The following is a 16,222-nucleotide window of genomic DNA, read 5'->3' as shown; positions in this document are numbered from 1 at the left end:
CCGCGTCAGTCGCGCGGCGGGGGCATCACCACCAGCGCCTCGACGGGGAAGCGCGAGGCGCCCTGGCTGTCATCCACCCCGCCCACCACCAGCACCGAGCCGTCCGGCAACGCGGTGCACGTGTGCCGCCAGCGGGGCTGTGGCAACGGTGGAAGTGACAGCGCCACCGAGGCGCCGTCCGCCTCGGGCTGCACCCAATCCGCTTGATCCACCGCGCGCATGACGCCGTCCTCATCCGGCCGGGAGCCGCCCAGGACGAGCACGCGCCCATCCGGCAACGACACGGCGCAGGCATTGGCGCGCGACGCGAGGTTGGGCCCCGAGGCCACGCCTCGCAGGCCGTCATCGCCCACGTCCAACAGCTCGGAGGCCGCGACGGTCCGCGAGCGCTGTCCTGTCGCCACCTGGCCTCCCACCACCAACAGCCGAGGCCCCTCGGACAACGCCCGCCCCATCCACGCCACCGCGGCGCCCGTGCGCGGCACCTGCAACAAGGGGCCGTCGCCCTGAGGCGCGAACGTCCCGTCCACGAACGCGAAGGTGGGCACGCGGGCCTGGACCCTGCCGCCCTCGGCCCCACCCACCAGCGCGACCGTGTGCCCGTCCGGGAGCACTGCCAGCCGGCCGTCCACGCGCGGCACCGACGTGGGCACCGCGAAGCCCTGCGACTGCGCCGAGTCAAAGCCCTCCGCGGTGCTCACCGTCGACCCGTCCGTGTTGACGCCGCCGACGAACAGCACATGGCCCTCGGCGTCCACCGCGGCCGTGTGGTGAGCGCGCGGCAGGGCCAGCGTCATCGCGCTCACGGTGTCTTGGGCCACGTCCAGGAGCACCGCGCTCCGCAGGGACTCAGGGACGATGCGGGAGCCCGCGTCGGGGGCGCCCGGGCCGGAGATGCCCGTGTCGCCTCCCGCGAGGAGCACGCGCCCATCCGGCAGGAGCGTCGCGGTGTGGAAGGCGCGAGCCCCCACGTCGGGCGCGGGGGTGAAGGTCCCCTCACGAGGGTCGAAGTACTCCGCTGAACCCAGCCCCTGCGTGGTGCCATCTCCCACGTCCAGGTAGCCCCCGGCCACCAGCACGCGGCCATCCGGCAGCGCCGTAGCGGTGTGCCCCGCGCGCTGTGTGCCCGGCACGGCGCAGCCCGTGGGGTTGCTCGCGACGTTGGCCGAGGCGAACTCGCCCACGCGCCGCAGGAAGACCCGCACCGCCACGCGCCCCGTCCCGCTCTCCGGCACATCGAACGGCGCCGAGCGCCCGAGCGCGACGCTCACCGGGTGCGCCCCGGGCGAGCCCACATAGCCCCGCACCTCCAGCACGCGCGCGCGGCCCGCGGGGACCTCGGGCACGTCCTCGGGGGCCCAGCGCACGGTGCCGATGTGCTCGCGGGGCGCCATGTCCGGCCCGCTGACGCGGAAGGCCAGGTGCGTCACCCCATCGAGCGGCGCCGTCCCGCTGCACGCCGTGGTGATGAGGTCCAGGTCGGTGGCCGCCTCGCGCGACCCGCACGCGCAGAGGGAGGCCACGAGGGAGGCGGGCAGGAGCCAGAGGAGGGTTCGCGCGGACATGGAGGCCCCACGCTAGCAGGCCCGCCCCCCAGGGGAGCGGGGGCTGTCGAGCCCGACACCCGGAGGCCCGGGAAGTGGACGGATGACTTGCGCTTGGCCGCCGGGGCGCGTAGCGATGACGTTCCACGGCCAGTCCCGGCCGGCTCCCGAATGAAGCTCTCGCTCGCCACCCGCATCTTCCTTGGTTACGCGGTGGTGCTCGTCACCTTCGGGGCGGTGTCCCTGTTCAGCGTGACGGAGCTGCACCGCAACCGGCTGGAGATCCGCCTCGTCAGCCAGGGCTACCTCCAGCTCTCGCAGGACGCCGCGGAGCTGGAAGCCCTCCACAACAACCAGAAGAAGGACACCGAGCGGCTGTTCGATCAGAACAGCGTGGAGACGCGCCGCGCCCTCATCCGCCTCACCCGCCTCTACTTCCCGCCGCACATGGCGCAGCGGCTCGGCACGGCCCGCGCCCGCGCCCGCGAGGTGCTCTCCTTCGCGCCCAGCGGCGAGATGCCCTTCGTGCGAGGGCTGGACGCGCGCTTCGGAGAGCTGGCCCACCAATACGAGGCCTACGGGCGCGCCGCCGAGGCCGTCTACGCGGTGCTCGCCGCGGACGCCCCGGACCACGTGGCGCTCGCGCGCTCCATGGGAGACCTGAGTCAGGTGGAGAGCACCATCAGCCGCGAGCTGAGCGTGCTGCGCACCACCCTGGAGAACCGCATCCGCGAGCGCGTGGACGGCGCGGAGGAGCGCGAGCGCCGCACGGGCCTGGCCATCATCACCCTGTCCGTCATGGCCATCGGCGTGGGCCTGGGCGCCACCGCCTGGTCCGCGCGCACGCTGCGCCCGGTGCGCACGCTCATCGAGGGCGTGTCCCGCATCGCGCGCGGCGACTACAACGCCCAGCTCGGCGTGCGCGGCGATGACGAGGTGGCGGTGCTCGCTCGCGAGTTCGACCAGATGGCGCACTCGCTCCAAGCGCGCGAGGCGCAGATCAAGGCCCAGGCCGAGGCCCTCATGCGCGCCGAGCAGCTCGCCGCCGTGGGCCGCATCTCCGCCCAGATCGTCCACGAGGTGCGCAACCCGCTGTCCTCCATCGGCCTCAACGTGGAGCTGCTCCAGGATGCCCTCGCCGAGGCCCGCTTCCCGGCCGAGACGGGCTCCGAGGCCCGGGACCTGCTGGCCGCCGTCACGGGTGAGGTGGACCGACTCACGGAGGTCACCGAGCAGTACCTGCGCATGGCGCGGCCGCCGCGCCCGGACCTGGAGCCCGAGGACATCACCCAGGTGCTCAACGGGGTGCTGGAGTTCACCCGTGAGGAGCTGGCGCGAGCGGGCGTGGAGGTGGTGCGCGACTTCACGCCCGACACGCCCCGGGTGCTCGCGGACGAGGGGCAGCTGCGGCAGGTGTTCCTCAACCTCTTGCGCAACAGCCGCGAGGCCATGCCCGAGGGCGGCCGGCTGCGCGTCGCCACCCTCCCCCGCGAGCGCGACGTGGAGGTGACGGTCCAGGACACCGGCGGAGGCATGACGGCGGAGGTCCGCCAGCACCTGTTCGAGCCGTTCTTCACCACCAAGGAGGGCGGCACCGGCCTGGGGCTCGCGGTGAGCCAGCAGATCCTCCAGGCTCACGGCGGCTCGCTCTCCTGCCAGAGTATTCCCGGCCAGGGGACGACCTTCGTGTTAAGGCTTCCTCGCGCATGAGCTTCGCACCGTATCGGGATGTGCTGCCCTCCGGGCTGCGCGTCGTCACCGTCGAGACTCCCCACCTCCACACCGCCCTGCTGGCCGTGTACGTGCGAACCGGCAGCCGCCACGAGCTGCTCGCCAACAACGGCGTCAGCCACTACCTGGAGCACCTCTTCTTCCGAGGCAGCGCGAACTGGCCGGACACCGTGCGGATGAACGCGGCGGTGGAGGAAGTGGGCGGCAACCTCAACGGCGTCACCACGCGGGATCACGGCTACTACTACACGCCGCTGCACCCCGACCATCTGCGCGTGGGCATGGACATCCTGGGCGACATGCTCACCCGCCCCCGCCTCACCGACATGGAGGTGGAGCGGCAGATCATCCTCGAGGAGATGCTGGACGAGGTGGACGAGAAGGGTCGGGACATCGACCTGGACAACCTCGCCAAGCGCGCGCTGTTCGGCAACCACCCGCTCGCGCTGAAGATCGCCGGCACGCGGGAGTCCGTCACGGCCCTCACCCATGCGCAGGTGCTGGAGCACTTCGCGCGCCACTACGTGGCCGGCAACCTGGTCATCACCGCCGCGGGCCGCGTGAAGCACACGGAGGTGATGGAGCTGGCCGAGCGCGCCTTCGCGCACCTGCCGCGAGGCCCCGCCACCACCGAGGAGGCCCCGCCCGACACGCCGCGCGGCCCCACCTTCCACTTCGTGGCGCACGACGAGGCCCAGACGGAGTTCCGCCTCAACTTCCGCACCGTGCCCGAGCAGCACGACGACTACGCCGCGCTCCAGATTCTGCGCCGCCTGCTGGATGACGGCCTGTCCTCGCGGCTGCCCTTCGAAATCGTGGAGAAGCGCGGGCTGGCGTACTCGGTGAACGCGGCGCTGGACACGTACCACGACGCGGGACTGCTGGAGATTGAAGCGGCCAGCGCGCCGGAGAAGGCGTCGCTCGTGGTGGCCGAGGCCTTCCGCGTGCTGGGCGCGCTGTGCGACCAGGAAGTGGGCGAGGAGGAGCTGCGGCGCGCCAAGCGGCGTCACCGCATGCTGCTGGAGTTCTCCCAGGACTCGCCGGGCGAGCTGGCCGGGTGGTTCGGCGGCACGGAGCTCTTCCGCCCGCCCGAGACATTCAACCACCGCGCGGACCTGGTGGACAGCCAGTCCGCGGCCCACGTGCGTGAGGTGGCGCGCCGCTACTTCGCGCGCGAGAACCTCACGGTGGTCGCGGTGGGCCAGCGCAAGGGAATCAAGGCGCTGGAGAAGGTCGTCGCGGATGCAGACGGGCTGCCCTCCCTGGGCACGCCCATCCTCAGCGCCGGCTCCCTCGGATGATGACGGGCCCCACGGGGCGCTTGCGCGTCTTCGGGGTCGCGTTGTCGAGCGCCTTCCGAATGCGCAGGTACTCGGGGTTGGCGGGCTCGCGCTTGAGCAGCTCCTCGATGAGCTTCTTGCCGCGCGGCACCTGAGTCTCCAGCTGCGCGGAGAGGTCCGCCAGGGTGGCCTTCTCCTCCGGCGTGGCCTCGCCCAGGCCCAACAACCGCTCCAGCGTGGACATGGCGTCCGTCTTGCGGCCCGCGTCCAGGTGGATGCGCCACACGCGCGAGAGCGCGGGCGCGAAGGTGGCGTCGGCGCTCAGCGCGTGGCGGAAGCTCTCCTCGGCGGCGCGCCGGTCCGACTGCTGCTCCTGCACGCGGCCGCGCACATAGAGGGCCTGGGCCAGCCGCGGGCGCACGCGCAACGAGCGGTCCACCCACTGGAGCGCCTCGGACTCGCGGCCCTGCACGCGGGACACCTCGGCCAACCAGGCCATGGCGTCCGCGTTGCCGGGCTCCGCGTCCAGCAGCGCCTTGAGCGCCGTCTCGGCCTCCGGGGCGCGCTTGAGCGCGATGAGCGCCTGGGCCCGCAGCGCGACGACCTCCAGCTTCTTGCCCTCCTCGGCCGGCACGCCCTGCAGGTCCGCCAGGGCGAGGTCCGGATAGCCGCTGGTCAGGAAGTAGTGCGCGCGCAGGAGCCGAGCGGCGGTGAGGCCCGGATCCTGGTTCAGCAGCCGGTCCATGAGGTTGGCCGCGAGCACCTCATCCCCTCGGCGCAGGAGGATGTCCGCTTCCACCACCTTGGCGCCGGGGTCATCCGGACGGTCCGTCTGGATTCGCTCCAGCGTCTTGAAGGCGGCATCCACATCGCCCATGCGCGCCTGGAGTCGAGCCAGCGACAGCACTTCCTCGTCGCGGAGCTGATCCGCGTCCCGCAGGGCCAGGAGGATGGCCAGGGCCTCGGAGGAGTGCCCCTCGCGCAGGTAGAGGTTGGAGAGCTGCTTCTGGATGACGGGGTCCGTCCCCGGCGCGAGCGCCTCGGCCTGCTTCAGCGTGAGGATGGCGGCGCCCGGGTTGCCCGCCTGTTGATGGGCATCGGACAAGAGCAGCAGCGGCTCCACGCTCTCCGGTGCCGCGACGGAAGCGCGCTGGAGCGCGGCGATGGCACGGCTGGTGTTGCCGCTGGCCAGCGCCGCCTTGCCCTCGGCGAGCGCCGTCTGCGCGGTTTGTGCCTGCGTCTGCGCGGCGACAGTCTCCGGGTCCTTGCAAGCAAGCGGGAGGAGTAGCGCCAGCGCCCATGGCCGAAGGAAAAATCGTCGAGGCATCACTGAGGCGCAGGGTAGCGGATGTTATCCTCTCCCGTCGATGGACCCATTCGTCCGGCGCCTCGTGGAGAGGCTCCATGATCCGAGCAAGCCCCTGTCTCGCAACAGGCACTTCCACACCTTCGACACACCGGAGGGGCGGATGGCGCTGAAGGTGTTCCGGCGCCTGCGCAGCCTGCAGAAGGACATCCTGGCCTGCCAGGCCGAGGGGCGGCGGGCCTGCATCTCCCGCCGCGTCAACCCGGCGGGCGAGCACCGCCTGGAGCTGCTCATGGAGCGGCTGGCGGGTCGGCGCGTCTCCATGCTCCAGGCCGCGGAGTTCGAGCTGCTCGCCAACCTGCCCGGCGTCCGAGACGCGCTCGAGTTCCGTGACGAGGCCGCGTAGCGGCTCGCCCGCGCCGCGACTCAGGACGCGCTGGCGCGCTGCACCTGCGTGACGCCGGGGAGCGTGGGCGCGGGGTTGAGCGCGTGCATCAGCATCGCGCGCAGCGCCTCGGCCAGGTCCTCGCCCACCGACACCGCGCCCGCGGGCGACCCCTGCAGCGCGGCGGGCACGTCCGAGCCCACCACCACCACGGGCACGCGCACCTCCCACGCCAGGTAGCGCGCGAGCCGCACCGCGCCCTCGGACACGTCCATGAGGAGCGCGCCCAGGGCCCCGGCGCAGAACGGACGCCACAGCGGACGCGCGGCCTCGGCCGGGGGCAGCACGCAGAAGTCCAGGCGCAGCACTTCGCTCAGCTCCAGCCGCCCCAGCGTCCCGAAGCCGCTCTTCACCGCGGTGGGGTCCGCCGACAGCGCCTCCAGCCCAGGGACGCGCGCCAGCACGCGCCGAGCCGCGGACGCGCCACTGCCGCAGACGAACACCTTCGCGGTGGCCACCTTCGACGGCGCGCGGGTGCGCAGGATGCGGCCTCGCAGCGCGTGCACCTCCGCCGCGCCGAGCAGATCGCTCGCGCCCAGGTTCGCGCCATCGCCCTCCACGGGCCGGGCCACGCCCTTCGCGAGCAGCGTGGAGAGCACGCCCAGCACGTCCATGTCCGTGGCCGGCGCCAAATCCAACACCTCGCCGAGCGCGCGCGGCTGGCGCAGCAGCTCCACCACCTGCGCCGTCACCGGGTGCAGTTCGTCCGGCAGCACGACGTCCGGCGCGAGCAACAAGCGCGTGTGTCGCGGCGGCAGCTTGGGCAGCAGCCGGTTCACCTCGTCCGACTGGCGCATGCCCTCCAGGAGCGCGTCATCCATGGCCCGGGAGATGCGTGGGCGCGCGGCGCTGGTGCCGGGGGTGAACGTGAAGTTGCCATCCGCCCAGGCCAGGAGGCGGAACAGGGCCTTCTCCCCTTCCACCCGGCCCAGCCGCGCGTTCACCGGCCGCCCCTCGGCGACGGAGATCTCCCCGCGCTCGGCGCCGCGCTCCAGCGCGAGCCGCCCGTTGCGCTTGTTCATCCCCAGGATCTGCATCAGGTCCGGGATGCTGAGCTGGGTGAGCGACCCTTCGATCTCCTGCTGCTCGCTCTTGAGGTCCTTGGCCGCCTCGCTGCGCCGGAAGATGTGCTCGATGCGGCTGAGCACCTCGTCCAGGTTGAAGGGCTTGCGCAGCGAGCCGTCGCGCGCTCGCACCCGGTCCGCGTCCAGACTCGACGTGGTGAGCACCACGGGGATGTCTTCGGTGCGCGGGTTGGTGCGCAGGATCTGGATGAAGGTGCGCGCGTCCAGCAGGCGGCACGCCTCGTCGAACAGCGCGAGGTCCGGGTGGCGCAGCACCGCCACCTCCAGCGCGCGCGAGCCATCCGGCGCGTAGTGCACCTGATAGCCCTTGGTCCGCAGCGCCCGAGACAGGGCGCGCACGGAGTCGAGGTCGGGGTCGGCGATGAGGATCTTCCGCACCTGGGCCACGGCCGCGCGCCTCGCTTCAGTAAGGCTGCAGGTCGTACTCGGCCTGCAGCTTGGAGATGAGCCCGTCCACCACCGCGGTGTCCGAGGTATGGAAGCCCCACGTCGCCCCGCGCCCGCGCCGCTGGATGAGCGCGTAGGCAGCCGTCTCCGACAACCACAGGATGAACTCGTGGCGGGTGACGCGCTCGTCGCCTTCGAGGAACACGGGCGTGAGCGCGGGATGGGACTCCAGATCGCCGCGCCGACCCAGCAAGTAGATGCGCGAGGCGAGGTCCGGCGGCGCAGACTCCAGCCCCGAGGCGATGGGCAGCTCCGCGCGAATCTCGGGCCCGCCCACGTAGAGCAGCCCGCGCTGCCCCGGGTCGCGAACGAGCTCTCGGGCGATCTCCACCTGAAGCTCGTCGAAGAGCACGTCCGCGACCTTGCCTCGGCGGCTCGGCTCCGCGCGCTCATCCGACGGCAGGCGCGGACTGGTGGGGTTGCCGAGCAGGAGGTCCACCTCGTCCCAGAACGGCAGGCCATCCAGCATCAGCCGCCGCTGGAGCGACGCGCGCCGCTCGTCCATGCGACGGCGGCAGCGGTGCACCAGCTCGTCGAAGTCCTCTCCGTCCTTGGGGAACGTGCTCGCCCCGCCCACCAGCGCGAGCGGCAGGCGCTGCTCCACTTCCTGCGCCTCGGGCTCCTCGCGCACGGCGGCCACCGCGCGTCGCACGAACATCATCGCGCCGAAGAAGTCCGTCTCGGGCAGGAGCAGGTAGAACTCCTGGTCGCTCGCCTTCGCGATGACATCCGAGTCCCGGATGATCCGGCTGAGCGCGCGGATGATGCCGCGCACGGCCTTCTTCGCCTCCGCAGCGCCCAGCCGCACGCGCACCAGCGGGAGGTTGTCCACGGAGAACGTCAGCAGCGAGAACGTCCGGCCGTAGCGCCGCGCCTTGTAGATCTCCTTGGAGGCGTAGTCGGTGAAGTAGCTGAGGTTGTACGCGGCGGTGTCCCGGTCCCTCAGGCCCAGGCGCTGGAGCGCCAGCAGACGACGACCGTTCTTCACGCCCACCGCGGCGAAGTCCGCGAGCAGCTTCGCGTCGCGCGTGTTCTCGGGCCGGAAGTCTCCCGCCAGCGGGTCGCTCATCTGCGCCAGTCCCATGACCTCGCCCGAGGCGATCATCGGGACGTAGAGCACCATCGAGCGCTCGTCGCGAGCCACCCACGGCTGGGCCTCGCGCAGGCGACCGGAGAGCGGGCCCTCGGGGCTCATCTTCTCGGCCAGGAACTGCTTGTCGAGCAGGCCCCGGTACGCGCGCAGCACCAGGTCTCCGCGATCGTCGATGACCCACAGCGCGGCGCTCTGGGCGTCGCACACCGCGGACAGGTCCGCGATGACGCGCTCCTGGAGCCACTCCAGGTCCGGATGGGACAGCAGCTCCAGGCAGCGCTGGTGCAGGTTGTGGAAGCGCGCGAACTCCAGGTTCTCGTCGCGCAGCTGGGCCCGCTCGCGACGGAGCTGCGCACGCTCCAGGGCCCGGTCCACCGCGAGCAGCAGGTCCGCTTCGTCGACCGGCTTGGTGAGGCAGTCCGCCACGCCCGCGCGCAGGGCCGTCTCGGAGCCCTTCACGTCGGTGCGCTGGCTGACGAGGATGACCTCCTGGTCCGGATCCCTCTCGCGCAGGCGCGCGGTGAGCGCGAAGCCGTCCACGCCCGGCATGACGACGTCGGTGATGACGAGGTCGAAGGCGGCGCGCGCCACCTCTTGCAACGCCATCGTGGCGTTCTCGACCGCGACCACACGGTGCCCCCGGCGGGACAGCATGTCGCTCGCGAGCTGACGGAAGAACAGGTCGTCGTCGACGACGAGGATGGGACCGGCCACGGAGCTCGGAATCGAGAGGAAGTGAGCCCGGGAGGTTACTGGCCCGTGGGAAGCGCCACAACGCCTTCGAAGACGAAGGCCACCGGCCCACGGAGGCGGATGTCGGACAGGTCAGCCGGCACCTGGATGCGCAGGTCGCCGCCTGGAAGGGTGACGCGCAGCCAGGCATCCGAGGGCAGCCGCCGCGCCAGCACCGCCGCCACCGCGGCCGCACACGCCCCGGTGCCGCACGCCTGCGTCAGGCCGCAGCCACGCTCCCACACCACCACGGTGAGGCCATCGGACTCCACGCGGACGAACTCCACGTTGGTGCGGTCCGGGAACGAGGGATGGACCTCCAGCACCGGCCCCTTGAGCGGCGCATCCGAGAGCGGCTGATCCAACAGCACGAGGTGCGGATTGCCCATGCTCACCGCGGTCCCCACCACCAGGTCCGCATGACCCGGCACGGCGGCTCCCACGAAGGGAGTGCCCGTCACGCCCGAGGGTAGGTTGGGCGCAACCAGCCGCGCGGGGCCCATGGAGATGTCCACCTCCGCCACGCCGCTCGCGTCGTAGCCGGGGACACAGCGAAGCACCCCGGCCCCTGTCTCCACGTCGAGCCACTCGGGCCGCTCCGCGGAGTGATCCACCAGGTACTTCACGGCGCACCGCAGGCCGTTGCCGCACATCTCCGCGATGCTGCCATCCGCGTTGTGAACGACCATCCGCGCCATGCCGCGCGACGACGGCAGCAGGGACAGCACCCCATCCGCGCCAACACCCAGGCGACGGTCGCAGAGCCACCGCGAGGTGCGCGCGTCGATGTCCTGGCCCGTACGACGACGGTCCAGCACGACGAAGTCATTGCCCAGGCCCTGGTACTTGAAGATGCGCTCGCGTACGTCCACGTCGACAATCCTAAGCGCGAGCCCTCATTCGCGCTCGCCCGCTTTCTTGGTCGGAGTGGGAGGCAGGTCCAGGGCGGGCACCGCGGCCCGGGGTTTGGGGGCGGCCGGACCCGGCGCCGTGGGACGGGGAGCGGCGGTCGGCGCCGGACGCTTCGGGGCTTCTCGCGGGGGGGCTGCGGGGGCCTGAGCGCGCAGGGTCGCCAGCTCGGTCTCCTGTGCGGCGACCTTGTCCTGGAGCGATTCGATCAAGGTCTGGAGCTGCTCCATCTCCAGGGCCATCTCCAGGACGGCCTCGGGCGGCTGAGCGGCGGCCTTGAGGGACTCGACCGTGCCGAGCAGCTCGGCGCGCTCGGCATCCAGGGTCCGCGCCAGGGCCTGCGCGGCGGAGAGTTCCGACTGAAGCGCCGAGAGCTGGGCAATAGAGTCCCCTTCACGCGAGGACTGCTGGCGCGTCTGCGCCAGCGCTTGGGCGAGCTTCTCGCGCTCGGCCCGCTCCGTATCGAGCAGGCGAACCGCATCCACGGACGCGGTCTCCAACGCGCTCACGCGCCCTTCCAGGCGGATGCGGGCAGCCCGCGCGATGGTGAGGTCCGACTGCAGGCGCTCGCGTTCGGAGGTGAGCGTCGTGCGCTCGGACTCAGCGCGCCGAGCCTGCGCCTCCGCGTCGGCGGCGGCCTGCGACAGCTCCGCGACCCGGGTATCGAGGGCCGCGCGCTGCGACGCGAGCGCAGCGCTGGCCTCGGCGACCCGAGATTCCAAGGCAGCCCGTTCGGTATTCGATTGGGCGGAGAGTTCCGCGAACCGGGCCTCGTGCTCGGCCCGCTGCGACTCGGCGCGAGCCGTGAGCTCCGCGAGCCGAGCCTCCACCTCACGCACCTCGGACGAAGAGCGAGCCGTCGCCTCGGAGAGCCGAGACTCCAGGGCCTCGCGCTCCGCCGTGGCCATGCCCTGCGCTTCAGCGAGCCGGGCCTCCACCTGCGCGCGCTCCGTCTCCACGCGGGCCACAGCTTCCGTAAGCCGAGCCTCCCACTCCGCCCGCTGCGCCGAAGCCAACGCTTCCTGCGCAACGAGCCGAGCCTCCAGCTCCGCCTTCTCCGCCGAGGAACGAGCCCCCAGCTCCAAGAGCCGCGCCTCCAGGTCTGCCTTGTCGGACGTCGACCGAGACACCTGATCCGCGAAGCGAGCCTCTTGCTCCGCGCGCAGCTCGGTCAGCTTCGACTCCAGTGCCGCGGCGCGCTCGCGCTCGGCCTGAGCCAACTCGATGGCACGTTGGACTTCAACGCGCGCGGCCTCGGCGTCGGTTCGAGCCGACTCCAACGCGGTGCGCTCGGCCTCCAGCGAGGACTCCAGATTGTTGGCCTTGCCCGCGAAGCGCCGAGCCGTCTCGAGCTGGACCACGAGCAGCTCCGCATGCTCGCGCGTGGCGGAGAGCCGGTCCTGCGCATCCACCAACTCCGCGTCCAATCGAGCGATGTGCATGCCCCGCTCGTGCAGCGCCGCATGGGCCCGTTGCAGCTCGGTCCCCAGCCGCATCAACTCCTGACGGGTCGCGCCCAGGTGGGCCAGCTCGCTCCGCGCGCCGAGCAACTCCTGGTCGCGAAGGGCAAGCTGCTGGAGCGCCTCCTCAGAGTCCTGCTGCCGTCGCTCGGCGCGGGACAGCGAGCCCTCCAGCTCCGCCTCCAGCGACACCAGCCGAGCCCGAGCCTCCGTCAGCGTCTGCTCGCGAGTGCTCGCGGCCTCCGTGAGCCGCTGAGCGCGAAGCTCTTCCTCGCGCAGCTTCTCCTGAAGGGACGCAACGAGCTTCTCCTGCTCCGCGAGCGACGACTCCAGCGTCTGACGGCGCGTCTCCGCGGAGGCGTGAGCAGCGCGAGTCTCGGAGAGCTGCGACTCCCAATGAGAGCGCTGCTCTTGAACGGTCCCCTCGGCCCAGGCGCGTTCCGCCTCCAGCCGTTCCACGCTCGCGCGAAGCTCCGTCTCTTGCGCCTCGGCGGCGGAGCGGTGCTCTTCCAGCACGCGTTCCGCCGAACTCAGTCGAGCGGACAGCTCCGCGGCCTCGGTACGCAGCGCCTCCAACTCGGCGAGAGTCCGCGCCTGGGCCTCGCGAGCCTCCGCGAGCAAGTCCTCCCCCTGCGCCTGCGCCTCGCGACTCTGGCGCAGCGAGGACTCGATCTCGGCGCGAGCCTCGGTCTCCGCGCGCAACCGTTCCTCGGTATGCGCGAGCGACTCTTGCTCCGCGACGAGGCGACGCTGAGCCTCGGTCAGCCCGGCTTCGCCCGCGCTGCGTCCCTGCCGCTCGGAATCCAGCTCCGCGCGCAGGCGCTCCACCTCGGCCCGAGCCACATCGGACGCGCCACGCACCTCGGCCAAGGAAGACTCGGCCTGAGCCCGGGCCTCGCGCTCAGAGGCCAGTGCATCCCGAGCCTCGACGAGCGCAGCCTCTTGCCGAGCCCGCTCGAGTTCCCCAACGGCCTGCGTCTCGGACAACGAGGCCTTGATCCGAACAAGGGCCTCGCGCTCCGACGCCAATGCGCTCCGAACCTCGGCGAGCGAAGTCTCCGCCTCGGAGCGAGATACCCGCTCGGCCTCCAGCGTCGCGCTAAGTTCCTCGCGCACGGCCTCCAGCGCCACCCGAGCGTCACCCAGCGAGACGTCATTCGCTGCGCGAGCCACGCGCTCCGCCGACAGCGCGGCCTGAGCCTCATCGAGTTCCTTGCGCGCGGACTCGTGCTGCGCGCGGACCTCGGCAAGCGAATCCTGCTCAGCCGCAAGCGCCGCGCGCACCTCAGCGAGCGCGGCCTCACGCTCGGCCCGAGCCGCGCGCTCGCTCTCCAGCGCCGCACGCCCATCACGAAGCGAGGCCGCGCGAGCCTCCTGCTCGGACAGCAGCGCGGCATGGGTCTCGGCCAGCGTCGCCACCGAGCGAGCCTGGGACTCCTGGGCCGCAGCCAGAGCTGCCCGAGTCTCCGCGAGCGACTCCTCCGCCCGCGCGCGCCGAGCCTGTTCCTGGGCCAGCGCGCTCTCGGCCTCGTCACGCAGGCGAACCAGCGCCTCGTCCGTGCCGATGGCGCGAGCCTGGATCTCCGAGAACGTGGCCTCCAACCGAGCCCGGTGCTCGCGCTCGGTGCCCAAGGCCGACCGCGCCTCCGCCAGCGCCGACTCCGTCCGAGCCCGGTGCGCGCGCTCCTCCTCCAGCGCCGCCTTCGTCTCCGTCCAGGACGCGTCCAGTTCCTCGCGCCGGGTCCGCTCGGCCGCCAGCGCGGAGTCCACGCGCGCGCGCTGCTCGCGCTCGGACTGCCACTGGGCCTGGGTGTCCGCGAGCGCGGCCTCCCACCGAGCCCGCCGCTCCTCCTCGGCCGCGAGCGCCTCCCGGGTCTTCGCCAGGTCCGCGTCCGCCTGCTGCCGCCGAGCCTGCTCGGCCTCGAGCGCGCCCTGGACGTCCTCGCGCTCCAGGCGCTCCAGCTCCAAGGTCTCACGGACATCCGCGAGCGCCGATTCCAGCTCCGCCCGAGCCTGCTGTTGGGCCTCGCCCCGCTCGGTGGCGCTCGCCAGCCGCCGCTCCGTCTCGGCGAGCGCCTCACCCACCCGAGTCAGCGCATCGTCGGCGGTCTTTCGAGCCTGCGTCTCGCGCTCCAGCTCCTCGTTCGCGAGCGCCGACAGCGCCTCGGCCGCCTCCAGCGAACGCCGCGTCGCCTCCAGGTTCGCGCGCGCCTCGGTCAGCGCCGCATCGACCCGCGCGGCCTGCTCCGTCGCCACGACAAGCCGACCTTCGAGCGCCTCCTGCGCCTCGAATGACGAGCGCCGCAGCGCGCTCAGCTCTTCCTCCACCGCCTCCCGAGCCCGAGCCGCGAGCGCACGCTCCTCGCCCAGCGCCTGCTCGAACCGAGCCCGCTCCGAATCCAGCTCCCGCGTCCGGGACTCACCCGTCTGTTCGAGCAAGCCCAGCCGCTCACGAGCCGCCTGCAAGGCCTCCTCGAGCGACGCGGCCAACGCTTGCGCCCGGGCCACGTCCCCGGTGCGCGCCTCCAGCGCCTCGCGAAGCTGGGCCTCGGCCGCGCGCGTGAAGGTGACCTCTGTCTCCAGCCCGCGAAGCGTGGCCTCACGAGACTCCAGCCGGGACTCCGCCTCCTGCCGAGCCCCTTCGGCAGCGGACATCCGCAGGTGCGCCTCGGCCAGCTCACGGCGAGCGCGCGCCAGCTCCGCGTCCTTCGCGGGGACGGAGTCACCCGCGGCCCGCGCGGCCTCCTCGGCCCGAGTCACCTGCTCCTGGAGGTGCTCCACGGCGGCGAGCGCGGCCGAGTACTGCTCGGCGATGCGCAGCTCGCGCTCTCGCGCGGCATCGGCCTGACGCCGCCTGTCCTCCGCCGCGTCCAGGGCGCGCTCCGCCGCCAGCCGGTCCTTCTCCCGGTCGATGCGCAGCGAGCCCTGCTCCTCTTGGAGCTCGCGCACCTGGGCATAGGCCTGGGTCAACCGCTCGCGCGTCTCCTCCAGCGAGGAGGCCAGCTCCTCGCGACGAGCCCGCTCCAGCCGCACCGTTTCCTGGGCCGCCAGGACCTGGACACCCGCATCGGCCTGGGCCCGCTGCGCCGCCTCCACGTCCAGCCGGTGCGCCGCGAGCCGCCGATCCGCGTCCGCCAGCCGCTCCGTCGCAACCTGCAGCTCCAGCTCGCGCCGCCGGAGCCGTCCACTCAGCTCATCCCGCTCGCGCGCGGACTCCGCGCTGCCCCGCGCCTGCTCCAGCTGCGCGGTGAGGCGAGCCACATCCTGCCGCGCCACCTCCAGCGCGGGCTGCAGCGCCGCCACCTCGGCCTCGCGGTCACCCGCCTCCGCCCGGACCTTGGTCAGCGCCTCCTTGAGTCGACCGGCGCGCTCTTCCCAGGACTTCGCCCGGGCCGCGATGTCGTCCAGCTTCCCGCGCGTGAAGGCCAGGGGCTCGGGCGGCAGCTGCACCCACGTCGGGTCCACCACCCGCGCGGGCTCCTGTCCGGCCACCACGACGAAGTAGGCCGCCTCGCCCCCGGTGACGAGCGAGCCATCCACCTGCAGCCCCTCGCCCCGCTCGAACGCGAGCTGGTAGCCCAACACAGGGGACTGGGTGGCCACCTCCACGTGGGGGAAGTGGACGGAGAGGGCATCCAGCGCCTGGCCGAACGTGGGCGGCACGCCCTCCTCCGGCTCCATGAGCTGCGTGAGCGCCAGGCCCGCGATGTTGCGCAGCCCCCCCACCAGATACCCCTGGCGAGACACCAGCCGCGTCAGCTCGGAGAGCAGCTCCGGCGCGCGGACGTAGGGCGCCAGGTCCGCCACCAGCACCACGTCGAAGCTGCCCGGCTCCAGGTCGTCATAGACGTTGGCGCGAAAGCGCAGCCCGGGCGCGACGGGCCCCTTCTGGGCCGCCTCCACCGCGGCCAGGTCCGCGTCGCACGCCACCACCGCGCGCGCGCCGCGCTCCAACAGGAAACGCGCGCTCTCGCCCCCCGTGGAGGCCACCGCGTCCACTTCGAGCACCCTGCGACGCGCGAAGAGGCTCTCCGCGAAGATGTACCGGGGCAGCAGTTCACTGGGCCCCATGCGGCGGAATGTGGGATGCATGGGTGTGTTCGGGAGTGGGAGTATAGCCAGGGGCTCCCGAGCCCCAAGGAAAGCGCCGGGCCCACCTCCGGCTCCGGGGCCTGCACGACAGGAGGGTA

The 16,222-nt window shown here is 72.5% G+C and carries 9 protein-coding genes; 3 read left to right on the top strand and 6 right to left on the bottom strand.

Annotation, left to right across the window (positions count from 1 at the left end):
* Nucleotides 1–5: 5 nt before the first annotated feature.
* Nucleotides 6–1,565, bottom strand: coding sequence for a hypothetical protein (locus JGU66_14555; GenBank protein MBJ6761993.1), 1,560 nt, complete (start codon nucleotides 1,563–1,565; stop codon nucleotides 6–8).
* A 150-nt stretch (nucleotides 1,566–1,715) separates the two neighbouring features.
* On the opposite strand from JGU66_14555, the gene JGU66_14550 reads away from it, so the two are divergent.
* Nucleotides 1,716–3,254 (top strand): HAMP domain-containing protein, encoded by a 1,539-nt coding sequence (locus tag JGU66_14550; GenBank protein MBJ6761992.1) that lies wholly within the window; start codon nucleotides 1,716–1,718, stop codon nucleotides 3,252–3,254.
* The gene (locus tag JGU66_14545; protein ID MBJ6761991.1) at nucleotides 3,251–4,576 is read left to right on the top strand and encodes an insulinase family protein; all 1,326 of its coding nucleotides are present in this window, start codon (nucleotides 3,251–3,253) and stop codon (nucleotides 4,574–4,576) included. The genes JGU66_14550 and JGU66_14545 overlap by 4 nt, the downstream gene beginning before the upstream one ends.
* On the opposite strand, the gene JGU66_14540 is transcribed toward JGU66_14545, so the two are convergent.
* Entirely contained in the window at nucleotides 4,554–5,882 is a 1,329-nt protein-coding gene (locus JGU66_14540; GenBank protein ID MBJ6761990.1) for a tetratricopeptide repeat protein, read from the bottom strand. The two genes, JGU66_14545 and JGU66_14540, sit on opposite strands and share 23 nt — an antisense overlap.
* A gap of 40 nt (nucleotides 5,883–5,922) precedes the next feature.
* Here JGU66_14540 and JGU66_14535 point away from each other — a divergent pair, with 40 nt between their 5' ends.
* A complete protein-coding gene (locus JGU66_14535) occupies nucleotides 5,923–6,267 on the top strand; it encodes a hypothetical protein (protein ID MBJ6761989.1) in 345 nt (114 codons plus the stop codon).
* Between the two features lie 20 nt (nucleotides 6,268–6,287).
* Here JGU66_14535 and JGU66_14530 read toward each other — a convergent pair whose 3' ends face one another.
* From JGU66_14530 to JGU66_14515, 4 genes are read right to left on the bottom strand one after another with little or no spacing between them, the layout of a single operon-like run.
* Entirely contained in the window at nucleotides 6,288–7,778 is a 1,491-nt protein-coding gene (locus JGU66_14530; GenBank protein MBJ6761988.1) for a response regulator, read from the bottom strand.
* 16 nt (nucleotides 7,779–7,794) lie between these two features.
* Nucleotides 7,795–9,645: a response regulator gene (locus tag JGU66_14525; GenBank protein ID MBJ6761987.1), complete on the bottom strand. Its 1,851-nt coding sequence runs from the start codon at nucleotides 9,643–9,645 to the stop codon at nucleotides 7,795–7,797.
* A gap of 35 nt (nucleotides 9,646–9,680) precedes the next feature.
* The gene (gene dapF, locus JGU66_14520; protein ID MBJ6761986.1) at nucleotides 9,681–10,535 is read right to left on the bottom strand and encodes a diaminopimelate epimerase; all 855 of its coding nucleotides are present in this window, start codon (nucleotides 10,533–10,535) and stop codon (nucleotides 9,681–9,683) included.
* A gap of 24 nt (nucleotides 10,536–10,559) precedes the next feature.
* The gene (locus JGU66_14515; GenBank protein ID MBJ6761985.1) at nucleotides 10,560–16,124 is read right to left on the bottom strand and encodes a plectin 1 isoform 8; all 5,565 of its coding nucleotides are present in this window, start codon (nucleotides 16,122–16,124) and stop codon (nucleotides 10,560–10,562) included.
* Nucleotides 16,125–16,222 lie beyond the last annotated feature (98 nt).

The organism is Myxococcaceae bacterium JPH2 (assembly GCA_016458225.1).
GTDB lineage: Bacteria > Myxococcota > Myxococcia > Myxococcales > Myxococcaceae > Citreicoccus.
This window is presented reverse-complemented; position numbering and strand designations above follow the sequence as displayed.

What these genes read in the sequence shown, in the direction of transcription:
- JGU66_14540 (MBJ6761990.1), bottom strand. Translation starts at nt 5,882, where the DNA reads ATGCCTCGACGATTTTTCCTTCGGCCATGGGCGCTGGCGCTACTCCTC.
- JGU66_14535 (MBJ6761989.1), top strand. Translation starts at nt 5,923, where the DNA reads ATGGACCCATTCGTCCGGCGCCTCGTGGAGAGGCTCCATGATCCGAGC.
- JGU66_14515 (MBJ6761985.1), bottom strand. Translation starts at nt 16,124, where the DNA reads ATGCATCCCACATTCCGCCGCATGGGGCCCAGTGAACTGCTGCCCCGG.
- JGU66_14545 (MBJ6761991.1), top strand. Translation starts at nt 3,251, where the DNA reads ATGAGCTTCGCACCGTATCGGGATGTGCTGCCCTCCGGGCTGCGCGTC.
- JGU66_14555 (MBJ6761993.1), bottom strand. Translation starts at nt 1,565, where the DNA reads ATGTCCGCGCGAACCCTCCTCTGGCTCCTGCCCGCCTCCCTCGTGGCC.
- JGU66_14550 (MBJ6761992.1), top strand. Translation starts at nt 1,716, where the DNA reads ATGAAGCTCTCGCTCGCCACCCGCATCTTCCTTGGTTACGCGGTGGTG.